The organism is Bradyrhizobium sp. SSBR45G (assembly GCF_030159255.1).
In the GTDB taxonomy this organism is placed as follows: Bacteria; Pseudomonadota; Alphaproteobacteria; order Rhizobiales; family Xanthobacteraceae; genus Bradyrhizobium.
In genome coordinates this window covers 1-22273 of the sequence record NZ_BSCT01000047.1, presented here as the reverse complement: position 1 = coordinate 22273, position 22273 = coordinate 1, and the positions used below count along the sequence as shown (strand labels likewise).

Annotated in this window: 24 protein-coding genes and 1 tRNA gene; 10 read left to right on the top strand and 15 right to left on the bottom strand. The window is 65.5% G+C overall.

The window, feature by feature from the left end; genetic code table 11:
* Nucleotides 1-394 precede the first annotated feature (394 nt).
* Nucleotides 395-1699, top strand: coding sequence for a TRAP transporter large permease (locus tag QQL87_RS33440; protein ID WP_284419291.1), 1305 nt, complete (start codon nucleotides 395-397; stop codon nucleotides 1697-1699).
* Nucleotides 1700-1708: 9 nt separating this feature from the next.
* On the opposite strand, the gene QQL87_RS33435 is transcribed toward QQL87_RS33440, so the two are convergent.
* A complete protein-coding gene (locus tag QQL87_RS33435) occupies nucleotides 1709-3412 on the bottom strand; it encodes a methyl-accepting chemotaxis protein (protein ID WP_284419292.1) in 1704 nt (567 codons plus the stop codon).
* Between the two features lie 122 nt (nucleotides 3413-3534).
* Here QQL87_RS33435 and QQL87_RS33430 point away from each other — a divergent pair, with 122 nt between their 5' ends.
* The gene (locus QQL87_RS33430) at nucleotides 3535-4980 is read left to right on the top strand and encodes a cryptochrome/photolyase family protein (RefSeq protein WP_284419512.1); all 1446 of its coding nucleotides are present in this window, start codon (nucleotides 3535-3537) and stop codon (nucleotides 4978-4980) included.
* Nucleotides 4981-5050: 70 nt separating this feature from the next.
* Entirely contained in the window at nucleotides 5051-5344 is a 294-nt protein-coding gene (locus tag QQL87_RS33425; protein ID WP_284419294.1) for a histone, read from the top strand.
* 316 nt (nucleotides 5345-5660) lie between these two features.
* Here QQL87_RS33425 and QQL87_RS33420 read toward each other — a convergent pair whose 3' ends face one another.
* Complete coding sequence (locus QQL87_RS33420; protein WP_284419295.1) at nucleotides 5661-6104, bottom strand: hypothetical protein; 444 nt, start codon at nucleotides 6102-6104, stop codon at nucleotides 5661-5663.
* 212 nt (nucleotides 6105-6316) lie between these two features.
* On the opposite strand from QQL87_RS33420, the gene QQL87_RS33415 reads away from it, so the two are divergent.
* The 4 genes from QQL87_RS33415 (at nucleotide 6317) to QQL87_RS33400 (ending at nucleotide 8461) form a co-directional block, all read left to right on the top strand.
* Nucleotides 6317-6583 (top strand): hypothetical protein, encoded by a 267-nt coding sequence (locus QQL87_RS33415; RefSeq protein ID WP_284419296.1) that lies wholly within the window; start codon nucleotides 6317-6319, stop codon nucleotides 6581-6583.
* A gap of 127 nt (nucleotides 6584-6710) precedes the next feature.
* A tRNA-Arg gene (locus tag QQL87_RS33410) sits at nucleotides 6711-6787 on the top strand.
* A gap of 147 nt (nucleotides 6788-6934) precedes the next feature.
* Nucleotides 6935-8125, top strand: a complete 1191-nt coding sequence (locus tag QQL87_RS33405) for an acyltransferase family protein (protein ID WP_284419297.1) — start codon at nucleotides 6935-6937, stop codon at nucleotides 8123-8125.
* 123 nt (nucleotides 8126-8248) lie between these two features.
* Nucleotides 8249-8461 carry a hypothetical protein gene (locus QQL87_RS33400; protein WP_284419298.1) on the top strand — a complete coding sequence of 71 codons (213 nt, stop codon included), beginning with the start codon at nucleotides 8249-8251 and terminating at the stop codon, nucleotides 8459-8461.
* A gap of 45 nt (nucleotides 8462-8506) precedes the next feature.
* Here the strand turns inward: QQL87_RS33400 and QQL87_RS37365 are convergent, their stop codons facing one another.
* The gene (locus QQL87_RS37365; protein WP_502871250.1) at nucleotides 8507-8743 is read right to left on the bottom strand and encodes a hypothetical protein; all 237 of its coding nucleotides are present in this window, start codon (nucleotides 8741-8743) and stop codon (nucleotides 8507-8509) included.
* A 400-nt stretch (nucleotides 8744-9143) separates the two neighbouring features.
* On the opposite strand from QQL87_RS37365, the gene QQL87_RS33395 reads away from it, so the two are divergent.
* Nucleotides 9144-9332 (top strand): hypothetical protein, encoded by a 189-nt coding sequence (locus tag QQL87_RS33395; RefSeq protein ID WP_284419299.1) that lies wholly within the window; start codon nucleotides 9144-9146, stop codon nucleotides 9330-9332.
* Between the two features lie 143 nt (nucleotides 9333-9475).
* A complete protein-coding gene (locus QQL87_RS33390; RefSeq protein ID WP_284419300.1) occupies nucleotides 9476-9670 on the top strand; it encodes a hypothetical protein in 195 nt (64 codons plus the stop codon).
* A gap of 69 nt (nucleotides 9671-9739) precedes the next feature.
* On the opposite strand, the gene QQL87_RS33385 is transcribed toward QQL87_RS33390, so the two are convergent.
* The 4 genes from QQL87_RS33385 to QQL87_RS33370 all read right to left on the bottom strand — a co-directional run bounded on the left by QQL87_RS33385 (nucleotide 9740) and on the right by QQL87_RS33370 (nucleotide 12123).
* Nucleotides 9740-10186 carry a host attachment protein gene (locus tag QQL87_RS33385; RefSeq protein WP_284419301.1) on the bottom strand — a complete coding sequence of 149 codons (447 nt, stop codon included), beginning with the start codon at nucleotides 10184-10186 and terminating at the stop codon, nucleotides 9740-9742.
* Between the two features lie 58 nt (nucleotides 10187-10244).
* On the bottom strand, nucleotides 10245-10658 hold the full coding sequence (locus QQL87_RS33380; RefSeq protein ID WP_284419302.1) for a DUF3775 domain-containing protein: 414 nt from the start codon (nucleotides 10656-10658) through the stop codon (nucleotides 10245-10247).
* A gap of 172 nt (nucleotides 10659-10830) precedes the next feature.
* Nucleotides 10831-11307 (bottom strand): hypothetical protein, encoded by a 477-nt coding sequence (locus QQL87_RS33375; RefSeq protein ID WP_284419303.1) that lies wholly within the window; start codon nucleotides 11305-11307, stop codon nucleotides 10831-10833.
* A 117-nt stretch (nucleotides 11308-11424) separates the two neighbouring features.
* Entirely contained in the window at nucleotides 11425-12123 is a 699-nt protein-coding gene (locus tag QQL87_RS33370) for a hypothetical protein (protein WP_284419304.1), read from the bottom strand.
* A 222-nt stretch (nucleotides 12124-12345) separates the two neighbouring features.
* On the opposite strand from QQL87_RS33370, the gene QQL87_RS33365 reads away from it, so the two are divergent.
* Nucleotides 12346-12729: a VOC family protein gene (locus QQL87_RS33365; RefSeq protein WP_284419306.1), complete on the top strand. Its 384-nt coding sequence runs from the start codon at nucleotides 12346-12348 to the stop codon at nucleotides 12727-12729.
* A gap of 18 nt (nucleotides 12730-12747) precedes the next feature.
* Here the strand turns inward: QQL87_RS33365 and QQL87_RS33360 are convergent, their stop codons facing one another.
* From QQL87_RS33360 to QQL87_RS33325, 8 genes are all read right to left on the bottom strand, one after another.
* Nucleotides 12748-13197: a hypothetical protein gene (locus QQL87_RS33360; protein ID WP_284419307.1), complete on the bottom strand. Its 450-nt coding sequence runs from the start codon at nucleotides 13195-13197 to the stop codon at nucleotides 12748-12750.
* Nucleotides 13198-13343: 146 nt separating this feature from the next.
* Nucleotides 13344-16025 carry a PAS domain-containing protein gene (locus QQL87_RS33355; RefSeq protein ID WP_284419308.1) on the bottom strand — a complete coding sequence of 894 codons (2682 nt, stop codon included), beginning with the start codon at nucleotides 16023-16025 and terminating at the stop codon, nucleotides 13344-13346.
* 113 nt (nucleotides 16026-16138) lie between these two features.
* Complete coding sequence (locus QQL87_RS33350; RefSeq protein ID WP_284419309.1) at nucleotides 16139-16942, bottom strand: NUDIX hydrolase; 804 nt, start codon at nucleotides 16940-16942, stop codon at nucleotides 16139-16141.
* 2 nt (nucleotides 16943-16944) lie between these two features.
* Nucleotides 16945-17898 carry a dihydrodipicolinate synthase family protein gene (locus QQL87_RS33345; protein WP_284419311.1) on the bottom strand — a complete coding sequence of 318 codons (954 nt, stop codon included), beginning with the start codon at nucleotides 17896-17898 and terminating at the stop codon, nucleotides 16945-16947.
* Nucleotides 17899-18030: 132 nt separating this feature from the next.
* On the bottom strand, nucleotides 18031-18909 hold the full coding sequence (locus QQL87_RS33340; RefSeq protein ID WP_284419312.1) for an SDR family oxidoreductase: 879 nt from the start codon (nucleotides 18907-18909) through the stop codon (nucleotides 18031-18033).
* 277 nt (nucleotides 18910-19186) lie between these two features.
* Nucleotides 19187-20047: a MaoC family dehydratase gene (locus tag QQL87_RS33335; protein WP_284419313.1), complete on the bottom strand. Its 861-nt coding sequence runs from the start codon at nucleotides 20045-20047 to the stop codon at nucleotides 19187-19189.
* A 289-nt stretch (nucleotides 20048-20336) separates the two neighbouring features.
* A complete protein-coding gene (locus tag QQL87_RS33330) occupies nucleotides 20337-20726 on the bottom strand; it encodes a Zn-ribbon domain-containing OB-fold protein (RefSeq protein WP_284419314.1) in 390 nt (129 codons plus the stop codon).
* Entirely contained in the window at nucleotides 20726-21874 is a 1149-nt protein-coding gene (locus QQL87_RS33325) for a thiolase family protein (RefSeq protein WP_284419315.1), read from the bottom strand. Before QQL87_RS33325 ends, QQL87_RS33330 begins: the two co-directional genes overlap by 1 nt.
* Nucleotides 21875-22273: the final 399 nt, after the last annotated feature.

The following is a 22273-nucleotide window of genomic DNA, read 5'->3' as shown; positions in this document are numbered from 1 at the left end:
CGATCGTGTGGCCGCAGCCCGCCACTGCCAGAATTGGCAGCATTCGTGGCTACGCCGGCAGGCGAGCCAGCGCACCGAATGCTCGCTGGGACGCCCGCCCTCTCCACGCGTCGTTCCGGGGCGCGCGGAGCTTGAGGCCGACGCATGTCGGCCTCAAGTCGGAGCGCGAGCCCGGAACCCATAGCCACAGAATGTCCTGTGGGGCACGCTCGAGGTTGGCACATCGCTCCACCATATCGGCCTGTGGTTATGGATTCCGGGCTCATTCGCGCTGCCCCGAAATGGCTTCGCCATTTCGCGCGCGAATGCCCCGGAATGACGGAGTGGGCGGGCCATCCCCCTCCTCCGCCCCGCCTCTCCCGCCCGCCCCCCTCACCGCGGACCGCATCGCCCCATGACCATCGAAGTCATCGCCCTGTTCGTCATCCTGTTCGCGCTGCTGGCCGGTGGGCTGTGGATCGGGCTCACGCTCGCGCTCACGGCGACCTTGCTGCTGGCGATGTTCCGCTCGATCCCGCTGGACAAGCTGCTTCCGCAATATGCCTGGAACATCCTGACCACCCAGGAGCTCTTGGCGCTGCCGCTGTTCATCCTGATGGGCGAGCTGTTGTTCCGCACCCGCCTGTCGCGCTCGCTGTTCCAGGGGCTGGCGCCGTGGGCCGGGCTGCTGCCGGGCCGCCTGCTCCACGTCAACGTGATCGGCTGCACCATCTTCGCCGCGATCTCCGGCTCCTCCGCCGCGACCACGCAGGTGATCGGCCGGATGTCGCTCAACGAGCTGTTGCGCCGCGGCTATTCCCGCGACATCGCGATCGGCTCGCTCGCCGGCGCCGGCACGCTCGGCTTCCTGATCCCGCCGTCGAACATCATGATCATCTATGGCGTGCTCGGCGACGTTTCTATTTTAAAGCTCTTCACTGCCGGCGTGCTGCCGGGCCTGCTGCTGGCCGCAACCTTCATGGGCTGGGTGATGCTGCACACCACGCTGAAGCCTTCGATGGTGCCGAAGGCCGAAGCGCTGCTGTCGCAGGTGCCGTGGGCCGAGCGCTTCGCGGCGCTGAAGGATCTGGCGCCGGCCCTGTTCCTGATCGCCTGCGTGCTCGGCTCGATGTATGGCGGCCTGGCGACGCCGTCCGAGGCCGCCGCCGTCGGCGTGCTCGGCGCGGCCCTCGTCGCCTATTTCCAGGGATCGATGTCGCTGCAGGTGGTGCGCGACGTGATGATCGGCTCGGTCATCACCTGCTCGATGATCGCGCTGATCGTGCTCGGCGCGTCGATCCTGGGCAATGCGGCCGCGTTCCTCGGCATTCCCCAGGCCGTGGCCGCGTTCGTCAAGGGCCTCGGCCTGTCGCCGTTCATGCTGATCGCCGTGCTGATCGTGTTCTACCTGATCCTCGGCTGCTTCCTCGACGGCTTCTCGATGATCGTGATGACGCTGCCGATCGTGCTGCCGATCGTGAAGAGCGCCGGCTTCGACGAGGTCTGGTTCGGGATCTTCCTGGTGCTCGCCGTGGAGATAGCCCAGATCACGCCGCCGGTCGGCTTCAACCTTTTCGTGATCCAGGGCCTGACCGAGGACGGCCTGGGCTATATCGCCCGCGTGACCGCCCCCTATCTCGTCATCATGATCGCCTTCGTGCTGCTGCTCACCCTGTTTCCGGGGATCGTGACCATCCTGCCGCGGCTGCTCTACGGGTGAGCCGCCGCGTCAGGCCGCGCGCATCCCATCGAGGAATTTCTGCACCTCGGCCTTGAGCCGCAGGCTTTCTCTGGACAGCACCTGGGCGGAAGCGAACATCCGGTTGGAGCTTTCGCCGGTCTCGCCCGCCCCGCGTGCGGCGCTGCGGATGTTGTTGACGACCTCGGCGGTGCCGCTCGCGGCCGAGCGGACGCTCTGGGTGATGTTCTGGGTGGCGGCACGCTGCTGCTCGACGGCGGCCGAGATCGACGCGGCGATCCCGTTGATGCGCTCGATGGTCGAGCCGATCGCCTTGATGGCGTCGACCGACTCCTGGGTCACGGTCTGCATGTTGGCGATCTGGCTGGAGATCTCCTCGGTCGCCTTGGCGGTCTGGCCGGCCAGCGTCTTGACCTCCTGGGCAACCACCGCGAAGCCGCGGCCGGCATCGCCGGCGCGGGCGGCCTCGATGGTGGCGTTGAGCGCCAGCAGGTTGGTCTGCTCGGCGATCGAGGTGATCAGCTTGACGACGTCGCCGATACGGTTGCCGGCGTCGGACAGCTCCTTGATACGCTGGTCGGTTGCGGTGGCCTGGTTGACCGCCTCGGCCGCGATGGCGTTGGATTCCTGCACGCGGCGGATGATCTCCCCGATCGAGCCGGACAGCTCGTCGGAAGCGGCGGCCGCGGTGCGGACGTGCTCGGAGGCGGTTTCCGAGGCGCCGGCCGACTGTCCCGACAGGTCGGCTGTGGTGCGCGCGGTCTGGGTCAGCTGGCGCGCCTCGCGCTCGAACTCGCTCGACGAGGTCAGCACGTTGTCGATGATGCCGCCGATGCTGGCCTGGAACGAATCGACGAAGCGCTGCAGCTCGGCCTTGCGCTGCTCGACCGCCGCGGCGGCCGAGGCGGTCTGCTCCTCGCGCATCCGGCGCCGCTCGCTGGCAGCGCTGCGGAATACGACCAGGCTGCGGGCGATCTCGCCGATCTCGTCACCGCGGTCGTCGGACTTGATCTCGACGTTCTCACGTCCCTCCGCGATCGCGGTCAGAGCATCCGTCACGGCACTCAAGGGCTTGGTGACGCGACGCACGGCGAGCATGGTCAGTGCAAGCACCAGCAGCGCCGCAATCGCCGCCGCGATGATCATGGTCTGCATCGCCTGCGAGAGCATCGCATCGAGCTCCGCCATCGGCACGCCGACATAGAGGATGCCGATCACCTTGCCCGCGGGGGTGGTGACGGGGAAATAGGCGGTCATGAACGGCTTGCCGAACAGCGTGGCCGGCCCCTTATAGGCTTCGCCCCGGCGCAGCAGCATCTGCGCCGGGTGATCGGCCGCGAGCTGCGTTCCGACGGCGCGGTCGCCGTTCTCCTTCTTGACGTTGGTCGAGCGGCGCACGAATTGTCCGCTGTCGTCGACCACGAACAGCGTCGCGCTGCCGCCGACATAGGAGACCGCACGATCGACGATCGCGTGATCCTTGATCTCGGGGATCGCAGGAATCTCAATACGGGTGACAGCGCCGTTCTGCACGCTGACCTTGGCGTCCTTGAACGTTTCGGTGAAGGTCAGCGCAAAGGTGCGCAGATTGCCTTCGATGTCGCGCTTGGCACGATCAGCAAAGTCGGAGGAAAGCGACCAGTAGGCCGCGCCGACGACGAGGGCTGTGTTCACGGCGATGACCACCGCGGCGCCAATCAGCGCCTTGGTGCCAAGCTTCAACTTTACGGACAACGTCTTTTACCTTCGAGAGAGTGCAACTGAATCTCAAACTGCCCGTACTTGGTTTCCATCTGATTATTTCCGGCAGGAAGAATACTGTCGCATCGCAAAAAAGAGCATCAAGATACCTGATCATGTCAGCTGCCCCTATCATTGTATGGTTTCGCGAGAGCCTGCGACTATCTGACCACCCGGCGTTGCATACAGCCGCGCTGTCGGGCGCCCCCGTCGTGTGTAGTTACGTCTACGATCAGGAGAGCCCGGGACTCCGTCCCCTCGGCGGCGCGACGCAGTGGTGGCTGGCGCAATCGCTGCGTGCACTCCAGGCCGAGTTGAAGACGCTCGGCAGCGATCTGGTGATCCGCCGCGGCCCGGCGGTGAAGGTCATCCACGAGCTGGCGCGCGAGACCAAGGCCGGCGCCGTGTATTGGAACGACGTCGCCCAGCGCGGACCACGCACTGTGGCGGCGGCCGTGGATGCCGCGCTTGGCGACATCGGCGTGAAGTCGCGCGTGTTTCCCGACGACCTGCTGGTCGACCCGGCCGAAATGCGTGGCAAGGATGGACGCGGCCCGCGCGTGTTCACTCCGTTCTGGAAGCGCGTGCTGGCCCTTGGAGATCCACCGAAGCCGCTGCCGACGCCGGCGAGGATGTCAGCGGCGCCTGCGGTCACCAGCTTGACCGTCGACCAGCTCAAGCTGGAACCTGCCAAGCCGGATTGGGCGGGCGGGCTGCGCGCGGCGTGGCAGGCCGGCGAGCGCGCCGCACAGCAGCGCCTCGGCAAGTTCCTCGAGACCGCCGTCGGCAGCTACGCCGCCGAGCGCGACCGCCCCGACATCGAGGCCACCTCGCGGCTGTCGCCGCATTTACGCTTTGGCGAAATCAGCCCGCGCCAGATCTGGCACGCGGCACGCTTTGCCGCCGAGGAGCGCCCAGCCCTGGCGAAAGGGATCGACAAGTTCCTGAGCGAAGTGGGCTGGCGCGAGTTCAGCCGCCACCTGCTCTACAACAATCCCGAGCTGTCCACCCGCAACCTGCAACCGTCGTTCGACGCGTTCCCGTGGACCCAGGACGATGCGGCCCTCGCCGCCTGGCAGCATGGACAGACCGGCTATCCGATCGTCGACGCCGGAATGCGCGAGCTGTGGCACACCGGCAGCATGCACAACCGCGTCCGCATGGTGGTCGCCTCGCTGCTGGTGAAGCACCTGCTGATCGACTGGCGGCAGGGCGAACAGTGGTTCTGGGACACGCTGGTGGACGCCGATGCCGGCAGCAACCCGGCCAGCTGGCAATGGGTCGCCGGCTCCGGTGCGGATGCCGCCCCCTACTTCCGCGTCTTCAATCCCGTGCTGCAAGGCGAGAAGTTCGACTCCAATGGAAGCTATGTACGGCGCTGGGTTCCAGAGCTGTCGCGCCTTCCCGCCGGGCTGACTCATCAGCCCTGGACGGCAAAGCCGCTCGAGCTCGCCGAGGCCGGCGTCACGCTCGGCCGCTCCTACCCCGCGCCGATCGTCGATCACAAGCACGGCCGCGAGCGCGCATTGGCGGCTTATGCGAGCTTGCGCACAAGTGATTAGTTGCGCTCGCTTTGACAGCAGAGAGAATCCAGCTATCGTCGCAAGGTTTCCAACACATCGGGGGACCGATATGGACGACACCACACTGACCGACCCGACCGTCGCCGCGCCGAGCACACCGCCCGAGGCTGCGACCGATCCCACGACTGCCGCGGCGCCGAAGGCGAAGCGGGCTTCCAAGAAGACGGCCAAGAAAACGGCCAAGAAGGCCGCCCCCAAGCGGGCTGCCGCCAAGGCCAAGAAGGTCGCCACCAAGAAGTCGGCCAAGAAGACAGTGAAGAAGACCGCGAAGAAGGCGGCAAAGAAGACCGTCAAGAAGGCCACCAAGAAAGCGGCCAAGAAGACGAAGAAGGCCAAGCGCTAAGACCTGTCTGGTTCGGGACTGAGGGCAGCCCATCAGCTTCCCTGACCATCCCGGCGAAACAATCCAGTGCCCGGTAGTGGGGACGATCTGGCGCTGGATTGTTTCGTGTATTTTACCCGTTCTGGCGCCGTTCGGAATTCCGCTGCCGCCGCTCGCCGGGATGGAGCGCGATCTTGCGCTGCTGCGCAATGCCGGCCTTCCGTCTTGCTTGCCCGGAGTCATCACCTCCGGCTTCGACGACGCAGCTACGCCGTCCGTTGCCGCCCCGACGGGCACGCTGCGATGCGAGATGCCGCGCCCGGACAGCGCTAAAGGCTCACCAGGAATCGGGACAGGGGTCGACGATTTTCCAGAGTTCTTCGCCGTTGGTGATTCGCTTCATCTCGGTCGTCAGCCCGCCATTGCGCCGGATCCAGGACCTCACCGTCTCCGGATAAAAGGACATCAGCTCCGACGTCCCCTCGAGGCTGGTGACCTTGATGCCGAACGTAAAAGCCTTGTCGTAGTACGCCTGATGAAAGCCGAGACTCGCCCTCGGCGTGACGCAGATCCTGTTCAGCGGAACGATGCCGAACACCAGCGTGCAGGCGGAATTGCAGATGCCGTCGATGATCACGCGCTGACGCGTGTCCCGGATGTGCCTGTACTTGGCCTTGTACTCTTCGATATATCCGCCATGATCCCGCGTGATGTGCAGATCCGCAGACGCCGGTGTCGCGGCGATCAGCGAAAGCACGACGCTTGGGATCAGGCGGTTCATGGATTGGACAGGAAACCCGGTCTCATCTCGGCGCGGTCGCGGCAGGGCCATTTGGCCCGATGGCGGTCGCCGGACTTTGTCATGGATTCGTTAAGCATGCGGAAAAAGCCAAAATTTTGGCGAGGTGGTCGCCTTTGCGCACCCTTTCCGCCTCGGTCAGGTTGAATGTCCGGCCAGATGGCTGGCCTTAGCGTCCTTTCTGGAGGAAAAACATGAGCAAGCTCGCATCGTCCGTCGCCGCCCTGATCGTGGTTGCCGCGGCCCTGGCCCCGGCGTTGTCGGAGGCGCGCAGCCATCACCGGCACCATCGCCATCACCATCACCACGGCCTGCCCTACGCGATCAGCTTCCTGCACAATTATGGCCCGGGTCCGCTGCCCGGCACATTCGCCTTCTACGACGGCCCCTCGACCAACCACTGCTACCAGAGCTCGGCCGCCTATATCGGCCAGGACCGCCGCCGGCATCCCTGCTTCTGACGCAAGCCGAAGGCCCGGCGCCGCGACGGCCTGTCGCCGGGTCGACTGGCCATGAGCGGCGAAGACTGGTCTTGCCCGTCCAAGTCTGATATCCGGATCCACACGGGGGATTTGCGTCCGTCGGCAGGCGCTCGTAGCTCAGCTGGATAGAGCATCGGATTTCGATTCCGAGGGTCGGGAGTTCGAATCTCTCCGAGCGCGCCACGCCATTGTTTGGACCTGTGGAGCATCTGCCCCGGGCGGACAGCCCGGTCGGTTTGCCTGCAGCCGCCAATTGCAGCGACAAAAGCAACTCAGCCCGCCGCGGCTGCGAAGTGCCAGGACGAAGTCGCAACGTGACGGCATCTGAACGTGAATGACGACCAACGATTCATCGGCTCGCTGACCGGCCTGCGTTTCGTCGCGGCTGCGACCGTTGCGGTCGGACATGGCGCACCGTCATTGGGGCGTGGCTGGCCGGCGGAGTTGATTGCCCAGGTCAGCAGCATCGGCATGACGATGTTCTTCGTGCTGAGCGGCTTCGTCCTCTGGCTCAATTATGCCCGACGCTTTCAGGCTGAACACGTCGCAGCCGCGCTTCGCGAATTCGCGATCGCTCGCTTCGCCCGCCTCTATCCCATGTACGCCGTGGTCGTGATCGCGATCGTCGGCTACCTCGCGATCGCCCGAGGGTTCTCCGCGCCCTCGCTCGGTTTCATCCTGACGATGACGCAGGCCTGGTTTCCGGTTCAGAACAGCACCATGCTGGTCGCCGTCGTCCCGTCCCTCCAGCACCTCTGGTCGATCAGCGTCGAGCTGTTCTTCTACCTGCTGTTTCCGTTCGTCTGTTTCGCACTCGCCGGCGTCGTCCGACTATCAACGATGATCTGGCTCGCGCTCGCGAACATCCTGGCGTTTGCGCTGACGATCGCTGCATTCTTCACGTTCGGCGACGCTGTGTTGCAGGCGCTCGTGCCGAGCCTCCAGCACGATGGGATGCAGTGGCTCACCTACTACGCGCCCTATCTGCACGTGGCCCAGTTCCTGGCCGGATGCTTTGCGGCCATGATCTACCAGAACCGCAGCGTGTCACAGCCTGATGCAGCAGAGCGCCGGACCGTGACGGCCGTGTTCTGGCTGTCGGTCGCGAGCCTGGCCTGCGCCCCTGTGCTGCTGTTCCTGCAGCCGCGCCTGCCCGGCTGGTCGTTCTCGATCGAGCTCGCCGTACGGCTCATCGAGATCGTCGGGTTCTCGATCGTCTTCGTTGCCGCCAGCGGTTACGGCCATGCACGCTGGCTGTCATCCCGCACGATCATTATCGGCGGCGAATGCAGCTACTCGATCTACCTGCTGCACCCCTTTCTCATCCGGCTCGCCATGATCGGCAAGTCCGATGCGCCCGGAGTCCTGGAGCTCCTCCTCAGGCTCGGCCTGTTCGTGGCCATCGTCACGGCCGTCGCCTGGATCACCTACATGCTGATCGAGTCTCCGTCGCGGGCGTGGATCCGGCGGGCCTTTGGCACCAGCGCGCCGTGCGAGGTGATCCATGCAAAGGCGAGCTGAAGCAAGCATCCTCCTGAAGCTTCGGACCGCATTATAATACCTCCAGTTTATTCGGAGCATTTTGTGCGAATTTAACAGGAGTTCGGCAGTATCCCGGCATCCGAAGCGGCATGGGATGCAACGATGATTGTTGAGATCAAGGCGATGTGCGAGGCCAATGGGTCCGTCCTGGCGGCCGCCTATTATGACGATAGCGATCAGCAGGCTCGCGCGACCGCCGTCATCGGCTTGCTGGAGCAGGTCCTGGCCTACTCGGAGAACGCCGACGATCAGAGGCTGTTCACCCTGGACATCGGCACGGTGGCTTCACACGGAGCCCCATCGTCCGACACCTGAGTTGGACATGCGGAGGCCCCCGCACCAGGGTCATGCTTCCGTGGCTCATTTCGCGATGCAGGCCTTGGCTTGCCGGCTCCATCTGAAGGCCGCGCCGCATGGCGGCCTCGGCCGCGCACCCGCGGGGCATTCGTTCCACACCGGGGCACCCGCCTCCCAGCCGTCAACGACGCAGCCGCCGTTGCGGGCAACGTGACACCCCGGACCGCAGGACTCGTTGGCCGTTGCGCTCCCAGCCGTCGAGAGACCCGCCAGCAGCACGGCCAGACATATCAGCCTCATTGCTTCCCTCTCTTGGCACCCAAACCGGCCGACAAACGTCGGCCGCCGCACTGAAAAGCGTGAACGGCTCGCTCTGTTCCGGCACGCGCGTCCTGCGAACCATGCCCGCGAAGCTCTCGCCGTTCTCTCGCCTTTTGCCTGTGACGAAACACCGCGCCACCCACCACACGGCGGCCTTGCTCTGTGCACGACTACGCCACAGCCGATCATCGAAATGGATCGAAGTCGGCGCGGCGAGAAGGTTTTCACCATGTCGGCGGCGATTGTGAGGACCTGGGCACCGCGGAAAGACAAAAGTCATCTCTTCACATCAAATGTAACAAAAAGAACCGAATTCCACCGCGAAGCAGCGACAGCTTCGGCTAGATCAGGGCGAAACGCTCAGACAGGGTCCGAGATCATGGCTCGAAAATTCACGCCCCGCGAAGTCATCGCCAGATCGTATCCGAGCTGGGATTACGCCATGGCCGATCGATTGATCGCATGGCTCGATCACTGCGGATACGAGATCGTCGAGAAGAGACAGGAGCTCGATGCGGCCATTGTCCCGCACGACGAATTGAAGGCGCGTGTGGCCAGCGCCTGCTGATCAGCGGCCCTGCTCCCGTTGACCATCGAGGCTGCGGCACCGCGCTCGCGCGATGTTCAAGGAACCGGCCGGCAGCCGGTGGGTTCAACAGCCGTACGAGAAGCGTCGATTGAAGGTTACGAGGTCAGACAGCAAGGACAGCCATGTCTCGCAAGCTCACGCCACGCCAAGTCATCGCCCGCTCATACCCGACCTGGGACTACGCCATGGCCGACCGTCTCATCGCCTGGCTGGAAGAGTGCGGTTACGAGATCGTCGAGAAGGCAGCGACGCAGCCGGAAGCGAGCCTTGCTCCGGCCGCGCCGGAGACGACAGCATTGCTGGAACGAGCGCACTGATCGCTCGCAGCCGCCGTCTCGACGCGTGAGCCCGCCGGCCTCTTCGGACCGCGGCACCGCGCCGCCGGCTCAGGCCAGCAGCTGCTTCTCGATTTCGTAGACCGGCAGCTTCACCAGGTCCTTGTGGACTTCGCCATGCAGAACCTTGCGCACGGCGTCGGAGTAGTCCGCACGGATCATTCCGAGCGCGCGCGGCGAGGCCACCATGGTCAAGGACTTGGTCTCGCCCGACAGCACGGCGTGGTGGAGCCGGTCGGCGATCTGCTTAAGGAAGGCCCGTTCAGCCTGATCGTGCCAATCCGTCTGCTCCACCGAGCTGCGCGCGGAGCCGAACGACTGCTGCACCGACCCGGGCGCATCGGTTCCTTGCGCGCTCGTGCGCTCGTTATCATGTTCATGAACCTCCTTGGTGTGCAGGTTCGGAAACATGCTGTCGCCAACGTTCTCCAGGATCAGCGCCTTGCGTCCATCGCAAACGACGACCCAGTCGCCAGTCCCGACCTTCATCTTGTCCATGACCCTACTCCCTCATGGCGCGCATCGCTGATGCGGCGCGCGCCCGACAGTCCAAAGGCTAGAGGCTTTCTTCGAAATCTTCCAAGGAGAGACCGAACTCCGACAGCGCCTCCTCCAGATAGTCGCCGAGCATCGGCGTCTCGATCAGATAGGTTGCCGTGCGATTGTTGTGCGCCTGGGCCGCCTGCGCGCGAAGCTCGTCCCAGGTCTCGAGCGAGCCGTCTCCGCGCCCGAGCCAAGTCAGCGCAACCAGGTCGATCTGCTCGTCGACATTGAGACCCTTGATGAAGCTGACGAGTTCCGATCGGTCCGTATTCTGACCGCGTCCGCCGGTGCCCGGCGCCGAGTCGTCATCCGTCAGATCTGCCAGCAGGTCCGGCTCGGCGGCTTCCATCTCATACTGATGCGCCTTCGTCACAACGAAGGCGACCTTCTCCGGTGAGATCGAGAGGTTGGGCGGGGTGCTGGTCATGCTGCGTCTCCCTGGGGCCGAGGCCAACGCGCCCCGATCCCATCGAGGTAACGCTAGGCGCTCCGGAGCACGTGCACTTTGCGCAAGATCAAGGCAGTCTGGCGGCGTCGGAGGCGGCGATGCCGCAGTCCGTCAGGCGCGAGGTCCTGCGTCGGATCGCATCGCCCAGACGCTACCAAGTGGAATCGAACAAGCCGAAATGCGGCTGCTGCGCCACCAGGATCATCGGTTTGCCCGGATGCGCCTTCGCGGTCTTCCGCTTCTTGTTGTCTGCCGGTTTGGTCGTGGTCTCTGAAATCTTGGCCGCCCCACGGGGCATCTCGACGGCCGTCGTCGCGACAACCTGCCGCTTGGTGTCGACACCAGGCATCTGGGCAAAAGCGTCGCGCGGATTGCCTCTCGCCGGCTCGGCGGCTGCGACCGGCGCAGGCTGCACCGCCTGCGCGACGATCGCCGGAGGTGGCGTCGATGTGTCCAATACGATCCGCTCCGGCCACTTGCGGGCAGATTGGATGCGTATTGCCGGCAAATCGGAGGCCGTTGATGTCAGTGCTGTCGGCAAAGGTACGCTGGGCAGCACGGCGTCCGCGAGGACCAGCAGCGCAATCAAAGTACCGCCGACAAACAGAAAGTAACGCAAGATAGGCATAATTTACCGCTCCGTCGGCTCGCCCGAGCCGACCATCCACCCTAACGGAGGCCATGAAAGTAAGTTCCCGGGACAACCGATCAGGTTCAACGTCCGCCGGAAACTAGCGCGACATAATTAGATTTTCGTCGCTGCAACCAGCGCGCATTTCGCCGTGCTGACATTAACGTTGACAAATCCGACATGGACCGCAGTGAAGGTCCTGCGGCCTTGCGGGCGCACGTCGCCCTGGACGACGCGCCGGCGATCGGTGACGTGGCTGCCGTCACGCCGGCTGAAGGCGCAGCTGATCTCCACGTCCTTGATTGCGAACGTGTTGGCGTTGCGCAGCGTAAAGGTCACGAGCGCCTTTGATCCGAGACCGCCGCGTCGCCACGACTGGGAACTGATGCGCAGGCCGGACGGAACAGCCGGTCCGGGCGCCGCGGTTCGCTCCGGCTGCACGACCGGCGCGAGGCTGGCATTGGCGTCCATCAGACTGCTCCCCGAGCCGGCCGCCGGGACCGACGAGGCAGTTCCCGTACCGTCAGCCACACCAGGCACAACGGGGAAACCGCGCGACGGCTCGGTCCCGTCCTCATCGTCTTGGTATTGCCTGCTGGCGTTCACCGTGAGCTGAGCAAGGCTGGCGTCAGCCGTCTCACCATCATCCACCGTGGTGACGACCCAGCCGACCCCGACAGTCATCATCAGCGCGAGCGCCAGCAGCCCGATCAGACCCGCTCCCAACGGGATCTGCGCATCGCCGCGGCGCCCGGCCGGAGAAGCCGTTGCGCCGAGCTTGCGCTCCAGCAGTCGAGAGAGGCCCACGCTCATGTCTGTCTGCACCATCGGCTGCCCGGCAGGGCGTTTGGAAGCTTCAATTGGCAAACGTCGCGAACATTGCATGCAAAGCCGACAATTGGAGGGCAGCCGCGATGGCAGAGAGTTGGCCGCTCTGGTCTTGCCGCCGGCGAGCCGGTAAACAGGCATGTCGCTGTCGACACATCACAAACGCTGCCGCTCCTCGGGCGGTTCACTCTTCGAAAGATCTCGACGATGTTGCATGTCACCTGGGACCACATCCATCTGCGCAGCCCGGACCCGGAAGCGACCGCCAACTGGCTGCACGACATTCTCGGCGGCGAAATCGTCCGCAATCCCGGCCGCATCGACGTCAAGCTCGGCGGCGCCAGCGTGTTCATCGCCAAGGTCGAGCCCGGCGATGGCGTCAATGCGCCGCCCGTGACGCCACACCAGGGCCTCGATCATTTTGGCCTCACCGTGAAGGACATCGACATCGTCGCCGCCGAGCTGAAGGCCAAGGGCGTCACCTTCACGACCGAGCCGACCACGATCCGCCCCGGTGTACGCATCTGCTTCATTCGCGGTCCGGAGGGCATCTCCATCGAGCTGCTGGAGCGCGACAAGAAATACGCCTGAGCCATCGCGCGATTCCGACTACGTCATGCTGCCCGGCATGAAGCAGCGGATCGACAGGCCCTGATAGCCGCGCATCGGCCATACCATCGTCCGGCCGACCCGATTCGGTTCGGTGATCACCGCCTCGTCGGGAACATCGAGCCATTCGCCTTCGATGCGGACGCGATAGTGGCCGCCTTTGGTCTCCCAGTCGACGTCGCTGACGGCGCTGCCGTCAGCATCGGAGCAGCACGGGCCCTTGCCGCTGCGCAAGCCGTCGAACCACGCCTTCATCTCCGGCGACGAGTTCGCGTACTGGCCGCGGTCGCGCCCGAGCGATGGCGAACTGGCCAGCGCCAGCAGCAGGGCTGCACCCGTCACCTGGACGGGCGGCTTCCACCGTCCGGCCTGTCTCGAACCCGTGTTGCTGATGCCGATACGATCAGCGCGATGCGGCTCATGGCCGCTGGACACGATCCATTTGCTCATTTCCATCTGGCTCCTGCACCACCTCTGGGTGCGCTGATGGAGATGCATCGACCGGGCCAGAATTTGATTCGATCGCGGCAACGTGAGAGTCAATCCGGGCTCTCACGTAGTTGTGCGACATGTCGCCGAAGTGTGGCAGATCGCCCCTATTCCGCCGCCTGCTCCAGCGGAGCGACGCGCGGCAGGATGATCTGAACGCGGGTGCCCGCGCCCGGCTCGGAGTCGAGATCGAGCCGGCCACCAAGCCTGTTGGTCACGATGTTGTAGACGATATGCAGGCCGAGGCCGGTGCCGCCCTGGTCGCGGCGCGTCGTGAAGAACGGATCGAAGGCGCGGCGGCGGACATCGAGCGACATGCCGCAACCATTGTCGGAAAAGATGATCTCGACATTGTCGCGTCCGGACTCGCGCGCCCGGATCTCGATCACGCCGCTGCGTCCCTCGGGAAACGCATGTGCGACGGCATTGAGGAACAGATTGGTCAGCACCTGCCCGTAAGGGCCCGGATAGCTGTTCATCACCAGATCGGGCTGGCAATCCACATTGATCGTCAGGTTCTGTCGACGCACACCCGGGCGCAAGCTCATCACCACCTGCTCGGTGAGATCGGCCAGATCGAACGTGCGCTGGTCGGAGTAGTTGCGATCCGCCGCCACCTGCTTGAACGACTGGATCAGCTCGGCCGCGCGGTTGAGATTGGCCACCAGCTGCGACGCGGCGTTGCGGCTGGTCTCGATGAACTCGTTGAGGCTCGAACGCCGGAGCTCACCCCGCGTCACCGCCTCGCTAAAGCGCTCGGTCTTGCGCTCGAGCGCGGAGGCCACCGTCAGGCTGATGCCGACAGGATTGTTGACCTCGTGCGCGACGCCCGCGACCATGCGTCCAAGTGCGGCGAGCTTTTCCGCCTCGATCAGCGAGGCCTGGGTCTCACGCAGGTTCCGGAGCGCCGTCTCGGCGGCCTCCTTGGCCTTGCGCATCTCGTGTTCGCTCTTCTTGCGCTCGCCAATGTCGAGCGCCACGGTGACGATCTTGTCGACCTCGCCCTCGGCATCCAGCAGCGGCAGCTTGTTGACCAGCCACTGCCGCATCACGGAGCAGGAATCGAGATACTCCTCCTCGTAGAAGCCGAGGCCGCCCTTGGTCGCCAGTACGCGCTTGTCGTTGGAATCTGTCTTGCTGGCGCCGTAGCGCGACATCAGCTCGCCCGTGGTGCGGCCCAGCGCATCCTCGGGTTCGACGTTGAAGATGCCGGCCATGTAGCGGTTCATCAGGACGTAGCGCAGCTCGCGATCCTTGACGTTGATGACCGCCGGCACGGTGTCGATGACCTGCTGCAGCAAGCGCCGTCCCTCTGCAATCGCATCTTCCGCGCGCTTCTGATCGGTGATGTCGCGGACCACGCCTTCGTAGCGGACGACCTCGCCGCTCTCGTCGCGCGCCACCGTGGCGCTGTCCGACAGCCAGCGGATCTCGCCATTGCGCCGACGCACCTGGTATTCGAACTCGCGCACCATGCCGTCGCGCCGCATCAGCCGCTGATAGCGCTCGCGTGCCAGGGGGTGGACATAGATCGTATCGGCGATGTCGTTGACGCCCTGGATCAGATCGCCGGGCGACTCGTAGCCCATGATGCGCGCGAGCGCCGGATTGGCGTTGAGCACGAGGCCGCTCGGGGTGGTCACATAGATGCCGTCGATCGAGGCCTCGAACAGCTTGCGATAGCTCTCCTCGGCGAGCCGCTGCTCGGCGAGCGCGCGCACCGCCGCCTCGCGCGCCGCATCCGCGTCCTGCAGCGTCTGTCGGAACACTTCGGCGGCGCGTGCGATATCGCCGATCTCGTTCTGGACGTCGGTCTGCGGAATCGACGTCGCCTTCTCACCCGCCGCCAGCGCCCGGATCGAGCGCGCGATCGAGGCGAGCGGCTTCACCGTGCGCCGCACCACGAACGACGCGGCAAAGATGCCGATCAGCACCCCCGCCGTTCCGAAAATGATGCTCTGCCATTTGGTCTCCGCCAGCGTGCGGGCGAAATCGCGCGACAGCACCTTGCCCTGGCTGGCGCTCAGCGCGCGCAGCAGCTCGGTCACCCGGCCGATCAGCCGGCCCTCGATGCCGAGCACCTCCTTGTCGAGCCGCGCGATCTCGTCCTCGGTGCCGGCAATCGCGATGATGGCCTCGGCGTAGCGATCGGCGGCCACGCGCAACGTGCGATCCTCGATCGGCAGCGCGCGCATGCTCCGGGCCGCCTGCTCGGCTCCCGCCGGATCCCGCGCCAGCAGCGCCGCGCCGATCTGGTTCTGCACCTGGAAGAGCGCCCGCGCGGTGCCGCGCTCAGTGACCCCAGCGATGGCTTCCTCGAAGCCTTCGCGCGCCGCCGGCAATCCTGACAGCAGCTCGGCGCGCTGCGCGATCAGCGCGCTGATCCGGTCGATGCCCTCGCGATAATTGGCCAGCCGCTGCGAGACGCCATCGATGGTCGCCTGCTGCTCCGGCGCCAGCTGCAGGCGCGTCTTCTTCAGCAGCACGGAGAGCTCCGTCGCCGCCTCCATGACGCGGTCCGAGCGCGAGGCGGGATCGGTGACGAAATCGCGCGCCGCGAGCCGCAGCTCGTTCATGCGCTGGTCGATCTCCTCGGCGAGATCGCCGACGCCCTGCAGCCGCTGCAGCTCGGCAAAGGTCGAATCGATATGGCGGATGGCGATCACGCTCGCCATGCTGGTCGCGGTGATCACGGCGAGCAGCAGCAGAAAGCTGCCAAAGATCATCCGTCCGATCGTCATGGATCGGAGGCGATCGCAGGCCAGGCCGAAATCAACTGGTTTACTCATGGGATCCGATGGTCGGAACCACACTATATACGAGCCGCAGCGCAACCCAATGAACAAATCGAGAACAACAGGCGCCGGCGCATCATCCGCCGGACAAAAAATAATTCGTGCGGTTAACCCGCCGCACCGAACGCGAACACCTCCCCATCATAGCCGGCCTCGCGCGGAATGCGCAGCTGGCGGCCACCATCGGCCGTCCTGGTCATGACCGGCATCACGGTCACGATCTCCATGTCTCGCGCCGCCGCCAGCGCATCGGCGACCGCCGGCTGTTTGCCGAGCCGGATCAGGTTGCGCGTGGTCGGGAACGGCAGCTTGAAGCGGCCGTCCTCGCCGCCGGCGAGCGCCTCACGCGGCGATACCCAGATCGAATCGGTCGATTCCCGGCCGTCATGGGCGCCGAGCTGGTCGGGCGGCGCAGCCGCCAGGAAGAACCAGGTATCGAAGCGCTTGGGCATGCCCTCCGGCGTGATCCAGTGCGCGTAAGGCACCAGTGCATCCAGCGCCAGCACCAGGCCGTGCGCTTCGACGACCTCGACGAAGCTGGTCTTGCCCTCGCACAAGGCCAGGCGATGTGCGGCCTCGATCTCGCGGGCGGCCGCGGCATCGATCAGCGCGTCCGAGCCCTTGGCGCGCGCCAGCAGAATGCCGCTCTCCTCGAAGGTTTCGCGGACGCCGGCAATGCGGAAGCCGAGCGCCTCGGCTTCCAACCCGTCGTCGCCGGCATAGAGCTCCGGCCTGGCGGCGATCTCCCGATCGCCCTTGTCGACGCTGCCGCCTGGAAACACCAGGGCGCCCGAGTTGAACTCGATCTGATGGTGACGCACCATCATGAACACCTCGATCTCCCGGGCCGCCGCGCTGTCGCGCAGCAGCAGCACGGTCGAGGCGGGACGAACGGCGGCAACGTCGGCCATGGTTACTCCGCAGCGCTGGCTCGGGGTTGCAGATTGGCGCGGGCATCGTAGCGCGCAACGCGCGACAGCAGATAGTCGACCTCGGCCTTGGCCGCGGCACTGATGCCGGAGGCCGGCTTGCGCTGGGCGCTGGAGGCGATCGCGCCGCGCTTCTGCAGCACGTATTTGCGCACCGCGAGCCCTGCGCCCGGCTGCTGCTCGTAGCGCACCAGCGGCAGATGCGCGTCGAACAGGTCGTGCGCGGCGTCGCGTTGTCCCGCCTGCGACAGCTTCACGACGTCAACCAGCATTTCCGGGAAGGCATAGCCGGTCATCGCGCCGTCGGCGCCGCGATCCATCTCGAAATCGAGGAACAGCCCGCCATTGCCGCACAGGATCGACAGCGGCCGCAGCGAGCCGTCCTTCTGGAAGCCGCGAAGCGCCGAGATCTTCTCCAGGCCCGGCCAGTCCTCGTGCTTGAGCATCACGCAGGAGGCGCTGTCCATGACGATCTTGCGGATGACGGCGGGGGTGAAGACGACCTGCTGCGTCAGCGGATAGTCCTGCAGCACCCAGGGAATGTCCTCGCCGATCGCCTCCTGGGCCTGCTTGAAATAGCCGGTGATCTGGTCGTCGGTGCGGAGCGACGGAGGAGGCGCGATCATGACGCCGGCGGCACCGGCGTCCATGGTGGCACGGGCCAGCGCGCGCATCGTGGCGAAGCCCGGCGACGACACGCCGACGATGATCTGCATGCTGGTCGCCCGCTTGACGAAGCGGATCGCGACCTCGGCGGACTCAGCCGCATCCAGCTTCGGCGCCTCACCCATGATGCCCAGCACGGTGATGCCGTCGCAGCCCGCCGCGGCATAGAAATCGACCAGGCGATCGATCGAGGCCTCGTCGATGCGGCCGTCATCATGGAACGGCGTCGGCGCGATCGCGAAGGTGCCTTTGGCGGCGGGCGTGAGCTTCATCGTCTGGTCTCCCATTCATCTGTCGTCATTCCGGATGCGCCGCCAGGCGCAGGCCCGGAATCCATAATCCCGATCGTGGTTATGGATTCCGGGCTCGCCCTTCGGGCGCCCCGGAATGACGACCTGCATACATCAAAACCGCCGGGCGGACTTTCGAATCTCGGCCTCCGAAAAGAATATCTCCTCTGCATGAGCAGCGATGTCCTCCGCCTTCCAGGCCGAGGACGGCGGCGTCCAACCGTCCATTTCCATCATGCGCAACTCGCGCACCCCGCGGGCGGCGGAAACGCCGAGCACCTTGCCGGTCTGGTCGCCGGAGAGAGGGCTCACCATGTAGAGCACGGCCGGCGCGATGCCCTCCGGCGTCAGCGCGGCGCCCGGGTTCTCCTTGTAGCGCGGCAGGTCGGCGGTCATGCGGGTCAGCGCGCCCGGCGCCAAGGTCCACACCCGGATGTTGTACTTGCGGCCCTCGATCGCCAGCACGTTGGACAGGCCCCAGATACCGCCCTTGGCCGCGCCATAGTTGGACTGGCCGAAATTGCCGATCAGGCCCGAGGTCGAGGAGGTGTTTACGATGACGCCGCCGCCATTCTCGCGCATCCATCTGAACACGGGCAGCGTGCAGCAGAAGGTGCCTTTGAGGTGCACCTGGATCACCTTGTCCCAGTCCGCCTCGCTGGATTTCGCAAAGGTCTGGTCGCGCAGGATGCCGGCATTGTTGACCAGGATGTCGGCGCGGCCGAAATGGCGGATGGCATCGTCGAACACCGACTGGCCGCCGGCCACGGTCGAGATGTCGGCGGCGTTGGCGACGGCGCGGCCGCCCTCGGCGGTGATGGCCGCCACCACCTGCTCGGCCATCGACAGGTCCGAGCCGGAGCCGTCGCGCGGACCGCCGAGATCGTTGACGACAACCGCCGCGCCTTCGCGTGCGAACAGTTTGGCGTAGGCCTCGCCGAGGCCGCCACCTGCCCCGGTGATCAGTGCCACCTTGCCGTCGAGCAGTCCCATGGGTGTCTCCTCCGCTGATGTCTGCGGTCCATTTCGCCTTCCATTCCGCCCTCGCGAAGAACGGTGGGAGGTGCCCTCGATCCCTGAGACGCGAGCCACTGCGGCTTGCTCGGTGCACCTCGCCCCGCTTGCGGGGAGAGGTCGGATTGCATCGAAGATGCAATCCGGGTGAGGGGGTACAGGTCTCACCACGGACACTCCCCGTGCGTCTGCCCCTCACCCCACCCTCTCCCCGTGAAGAACGGGGCGAGGGAGCCAACGGCCCATGCGTCCCTAACTAGCCCAGCACCGTCTTGCCGTTCTTGATCACGGTGACGTTGCGCGACTTGACCCGCGCCTCGAACGAAACAACGTCACCGTCTCTCCACAGGTCGACCGTCACGGTCTCGCCGGGAAACACCGGCGAGGAGAACCGCGCGGCGTGCTGGCGGAAGGCCGACGCATCGTAGTCGGCGTAGGTCTGCAGCACGGCGCGGCAGGTCAGGCCGTAGGTGCACATGCCGTGCAGGATCGGGCGTGGAAAGCCGGCGCGGCGGGCGAACTCGGGATCGGAGTGCAGCGGATTGCGGTCGCCGCACAGGCGGTAGATCAGCGCCTGGTCGGGCCGTGTCGCAATGTCGACGCTGCGGTCGGGCGCGCGCGACGGCACCGGATGCGGCTCGGGGATGCCGCCGGACGGACCGCCGAAGCCGCCGTCGCCGCGGGCGAAGCGCGAGGCCACGAGCGTCGCCAGCGGGGCGCCGCTCTCATCGCGCAGGATGGTCTGGTGGCGGATGACGGCGCCCTTGTCTTTGCCCTTGTCGGACACCGCGAGCACCGAGGAATCGGCGGTGATCTTCGCCGCCACAGCCAGCGGCTTGTGAAAGGTGATGTCGCGCTCGCCGTCGACGACCAGCACGCGGTTGAGCTTCATGTCGCCGGGGCCGGAGCCCCAGGCCGCGACGGAGGCGAAGGTCGGCACCACCTTCAGCGGCCGCGGCTCGGCGGTGGCCTCGTTGACGAAGGCGAGCTCTCGCTCGTCCATCGGATCGGCGCCCATGCCGATGCCATAGGCGTACAGCATCACCTCGCGATCACCGTAGGCATAGGACTGCCCGATCGCCTTCATCGCCATCAGCTCATCGTAGTTGATCGGCATGTCGCCTCCCCGAATTCGGTTCTTGTAGGGTGGGCAAAGCGAAGCGTGCCCACCGCCTTTTCGTCTTGTTAGAACGGTGGGCACGGCGCTCCGCGCCTCGCCTTTCCGGCGCCAATTGCTGCGCCCTCTCCCTTTGCGGGAGAGGGCTCCACAACTATCAGCGCCAACGTCACTCGGGTGAGGGGTATGCCTCCACAGAGGCACTGCCGATGCGGAGAGAAACCCCTCACCCGGCAGCCTGCGGCTGCCACCCTCTCCCGCAAGGGGAGAGGGTGCACCGAGCGCATCTCTACACCGGCGTGAAGAACGGCAGCGGGGCGCCGTCGGTGGGCTTGAAGACCACCTTCACCTTCTGACCGATCTTTAAGCTATCAAAGTCGCAATCGACGAAATTGGTCTGCAGCGACGGGCCCTCCTTCAAGGTCACGTAGCCGATCGCATACGGTCCGGTCGGCGACTTCCGCATGATCGAGAAGGTGTAGATCTCGCCCTCGCCCGCGCTCTGCTCCCACACCGTCTGGTCGGAGAAGCAGAACGGGCAGATCGAGCGCGGGAAATAGTGCGCCTCGCCGCAGGCGGTGCAGCGCTTGATCAGGAACTTGCCCTCGGCGGCGGCGTCCCAGAACGCCTTGGTCTCGGGATTGGTGATTGGGGCCGGCAGCTTCTTCGCTTCAGACATCACACGCGCTCCAGAATGCAGGTCGAGGCGGCGTGGCGGACGCCGAGCAGCCCGCCGGTGCCATGGGCAATGGCGAGATCGCAGTTTTGCACCTGCACCTTCGGGTGGGCTTCGCCGCGCAGCTGGCGCACGGCCTCGATCACCTTGGTCATGCCGCCGCGGTTGACCGGATGGTTGCTGCAGAGCCCGCCGCCATCGGTGTTGAACGGCAGCTTGCCGACGCCCGAGATGAGGTTGCCGTCGGCGACGAACTTGCCGCCCTCGCCCTTCCTGCAGAAGCCGAGATCCTCGAGCTGCATCAGCACCGTGATGGTGAAGCTGTCATAGATCGAGGCGTATTTGATATCCCCAGGCGTGATGCCCGCCTCCTCGAAGGCGCGCGGGCCGGACCACACGCCGGCGGAATAAGTCAGGTCGAGATCCTTGCCGCCGCGCGGCCCCTTCATCGCCTCGCCATGGCCGATCAGCCGCACCAGCGGCTTCTTCAGGCTCCTGGCAATCTCCGGCGTCGTCACGATAAGCGCGCCGCCGCCATCGGTGACGACGCAGCAATCCATGCGATGCAGCGGATCTGAGATCATCGGCGAGTTGATGACGTCCTCGACCGTGACGACCTCCTTCAGCATCGCATGCGGATTGTACTGCGCGTGATGCGAGGCGGCGACCTTGATCCAGGCGAGCTGCTCGCTGGTGGTGCCATAGTCGTGCATGTGGCGCATCGCGCACATGCCATAGGCGTTGTGCGTCGTCGCACCATAGGCCATCTCGAAATCGGCCTCGGCGCCGGCGGCGCGTGGCGGCATCGGCCCGGTACGCGGCTTGCCGGCCAAGGTGATCAGCGCAATCGAGCACTTGCCGGCGGCGATCGCTTCGGCCGCATGGCCGACGTGGATCAGGTAGGAGCAGCCGCCGGTCTCGGTGGAATCGATGTGGCGCACCTTGAGCCCGAGATAGTCCACCATCGGCCAGGCGCCGCCCGGCGCATCACCGGCGCAGAAATAGCCGTCGACGTCCTTGGCGCTGAGACCCGCGTCCTCCAGCGCGCCCTTGGCGACCTCGGCATGCAGCTGCGCAGTGGATTTGTCGGGTGCGTGCCGGGTCGGATGCTCGTAGATCCCGGCAATGTAGGCCTTGCCCTTGATGGTCAATTCCGTCTCCGCTTCCTGTCGTTTCGTCCCGAATGGTTGGAGATTTTTTGGACCCTCGCATCAGGCTTGGCAAGCGCGGAAAATATTCCGCGGGGTGGAGATGGTCGCCAAACATTCCGCTGTCGTCCCGGGCTTGACCCGGGACCCATACTCACCGGCCCACGTTGTTAGACTCGATGGTCGACCAGCGTGCGCGACAACGCCTCCCTGGGCTTATGGGTCCCGGGTCAAGCCCGGGACGACACCGGTGATGACGCACGATCGCTCACATCGAACTACACATGATGTCGCGTTCCCGCGACATTCCTGCCCGAGTCATGCTGATCTGTTTCACCCTCTCGAACATCGGAGGGCGCAGGGAAGGCCAGGCGTCGGCTGACGCCTGCGGCCCGCCTGCGA

Bases quoted from the DNA above. Each gene is read 5' to 3' on its own strand.
- QQL87_RS33390 (WP_284419300.1), top strand. From the start codon at position 9,476: ATGTCTCGCAAGCTCACGCCACGCCAAGTCATCGCCCGCTCATACCCG.
- QQL87_RS37365 (WP_502871250.1), bottom strand. From the start codon at position 8,743: ATGAGGCTGATATGTCTGGCCGTGCTGCTGGCGGGTCTCTCGACGGCT.
- QQL87_RS33380 (WP_284419302.1), bottom strand. From the start codon at position 10,658: ATGACCAGCACCCCGCCCAACCTCTCGATCTCACCGGAGAAGGTCGCC.
- QQL87_RS33340 (WP_284419312.1), bottom strand. From the start codon at position 18,909: ATGGGACTGCTCGACGGCAAGGTGGCACTGATCACCGGGGCAGGTGGC.
- QQL87_RS33345 (WP_284419311.1), bottom strand. From the start codon at position 17,898: ATGAAGCTCACGCCCGCCGCCAAAGGCACCTTCGCGATCGCGCCGACG.
- QQL87_RS33330 (WP_284419314.1), bottom strand. From the start codon at position 20,726: ATGTCTGAAGCGAAGAAGCTGCCGGCCCCAATCACCAATCCCGAGACC.
- QQL87_RS33355 (WP_284419308.1), bottom strand. From the start codon at position 16,025: ATGAGTAAACCAGTTGATTTCGGCCTGGCCTGCGATCGCCTCCGATCC.
- QQL87_RS33360 (WP_284419307.1), bottom strand. From the start codon at position 13,197: ATGAGCAAATGGATCGTGTCCAGCGGCCATGAGCCGCATCGCGCTGAT.
- QQL87_RS33420 (WP_284419295.1), bottom strand. From the start codon at position 6,104: ATGAACCGCCTGATCCCAAGCGTCGTGCTTTCGCTGATCGCCGCGACA.
- QQL87_RS33370 (WP_284419304.1), bottom strand. From the start codon at position 12,123: ATGAGCGTGGGCCTCTCTCGACTGCTGGAGCGCAAGCTCGGCGCAACG.
- QQL87_RS33415 (WP_284419296.1), top strand. From the start codon at position 6,317: ATGAGCAAGCTCGCATCGTCCGTCGCCGCCCTGATCGTGGTTGCCGCG.
- QQL87_RS33350 (WP_284419309.1), bottom strand. From the start codon at position 16,942: ATGGCCGACGTTGCCGCCGTTCGTCCCGCCTCGACCGTGCTGCTGCTG.
- QQL87_RS33440 (WP_284419291.1), top strand. From the start codon at position 395: ATGACCATCGAAGTCATCGCCCTGTTCGTCATCCTGTTCGCGCTGCTG.
- QQL87_RS33375 (WP_284419303.1), bottom strand. From the start codon at position 11,307: ATGCCTATCTTGCGTTACTTTCTGTTTGTCGGCGGTACTTTGATTGCG.
- QQL87_RS33430 (WP_284419512.1), top strand. From the start codon at position 3,535: ATGTCAGCTGCCCCTATCATTGTATGGTTTCGCGAGAGCCTGCGACTA.
- QQL87_RS33385 (WP_284419301.1), bottom strand. From the start codon at position 10,186: ATGGACAAGATGAAGGTCGGGACTGGCGACTGGGTCGTCGTTTGCGAT.
- QQL87_RS33400 (WP_284419298.1), top strand. From the start codon at position 8,249: ATGATTGTTGAGATCAAGGCGATGTGCGAGGCCAATGGGTCCGTCCTG.
- QQL87_RS33395 (WP_284419299.1), top strand. From the start codon at position 9,144: ATGGCTCGAAAATTCACGCCCCGCGAAGTCATCGCCAGATCGTATCCG.
- QQL87_RS33365 (WP_284419306.1), top strand. From the start codon at position 12,346: ATGTTGCATGTCACCTGGGACCACATCCATCTGCGCAGCCCGGACCCG.
- QQL87_RS33425 (WP_284419294.1), top strand. From the start codon at position 5,051: ATGGACGACACCACACTGACCGACCCGACCGTCGCCGCGCCGAGCACA.
- QQL87_RS33335 (WP_284419313.1), bottom strand. From the start codon at position 20,047: ATGCCGATCAACTACGATGAGCTGATGGCGATGAAGGCGATCGGGCAG.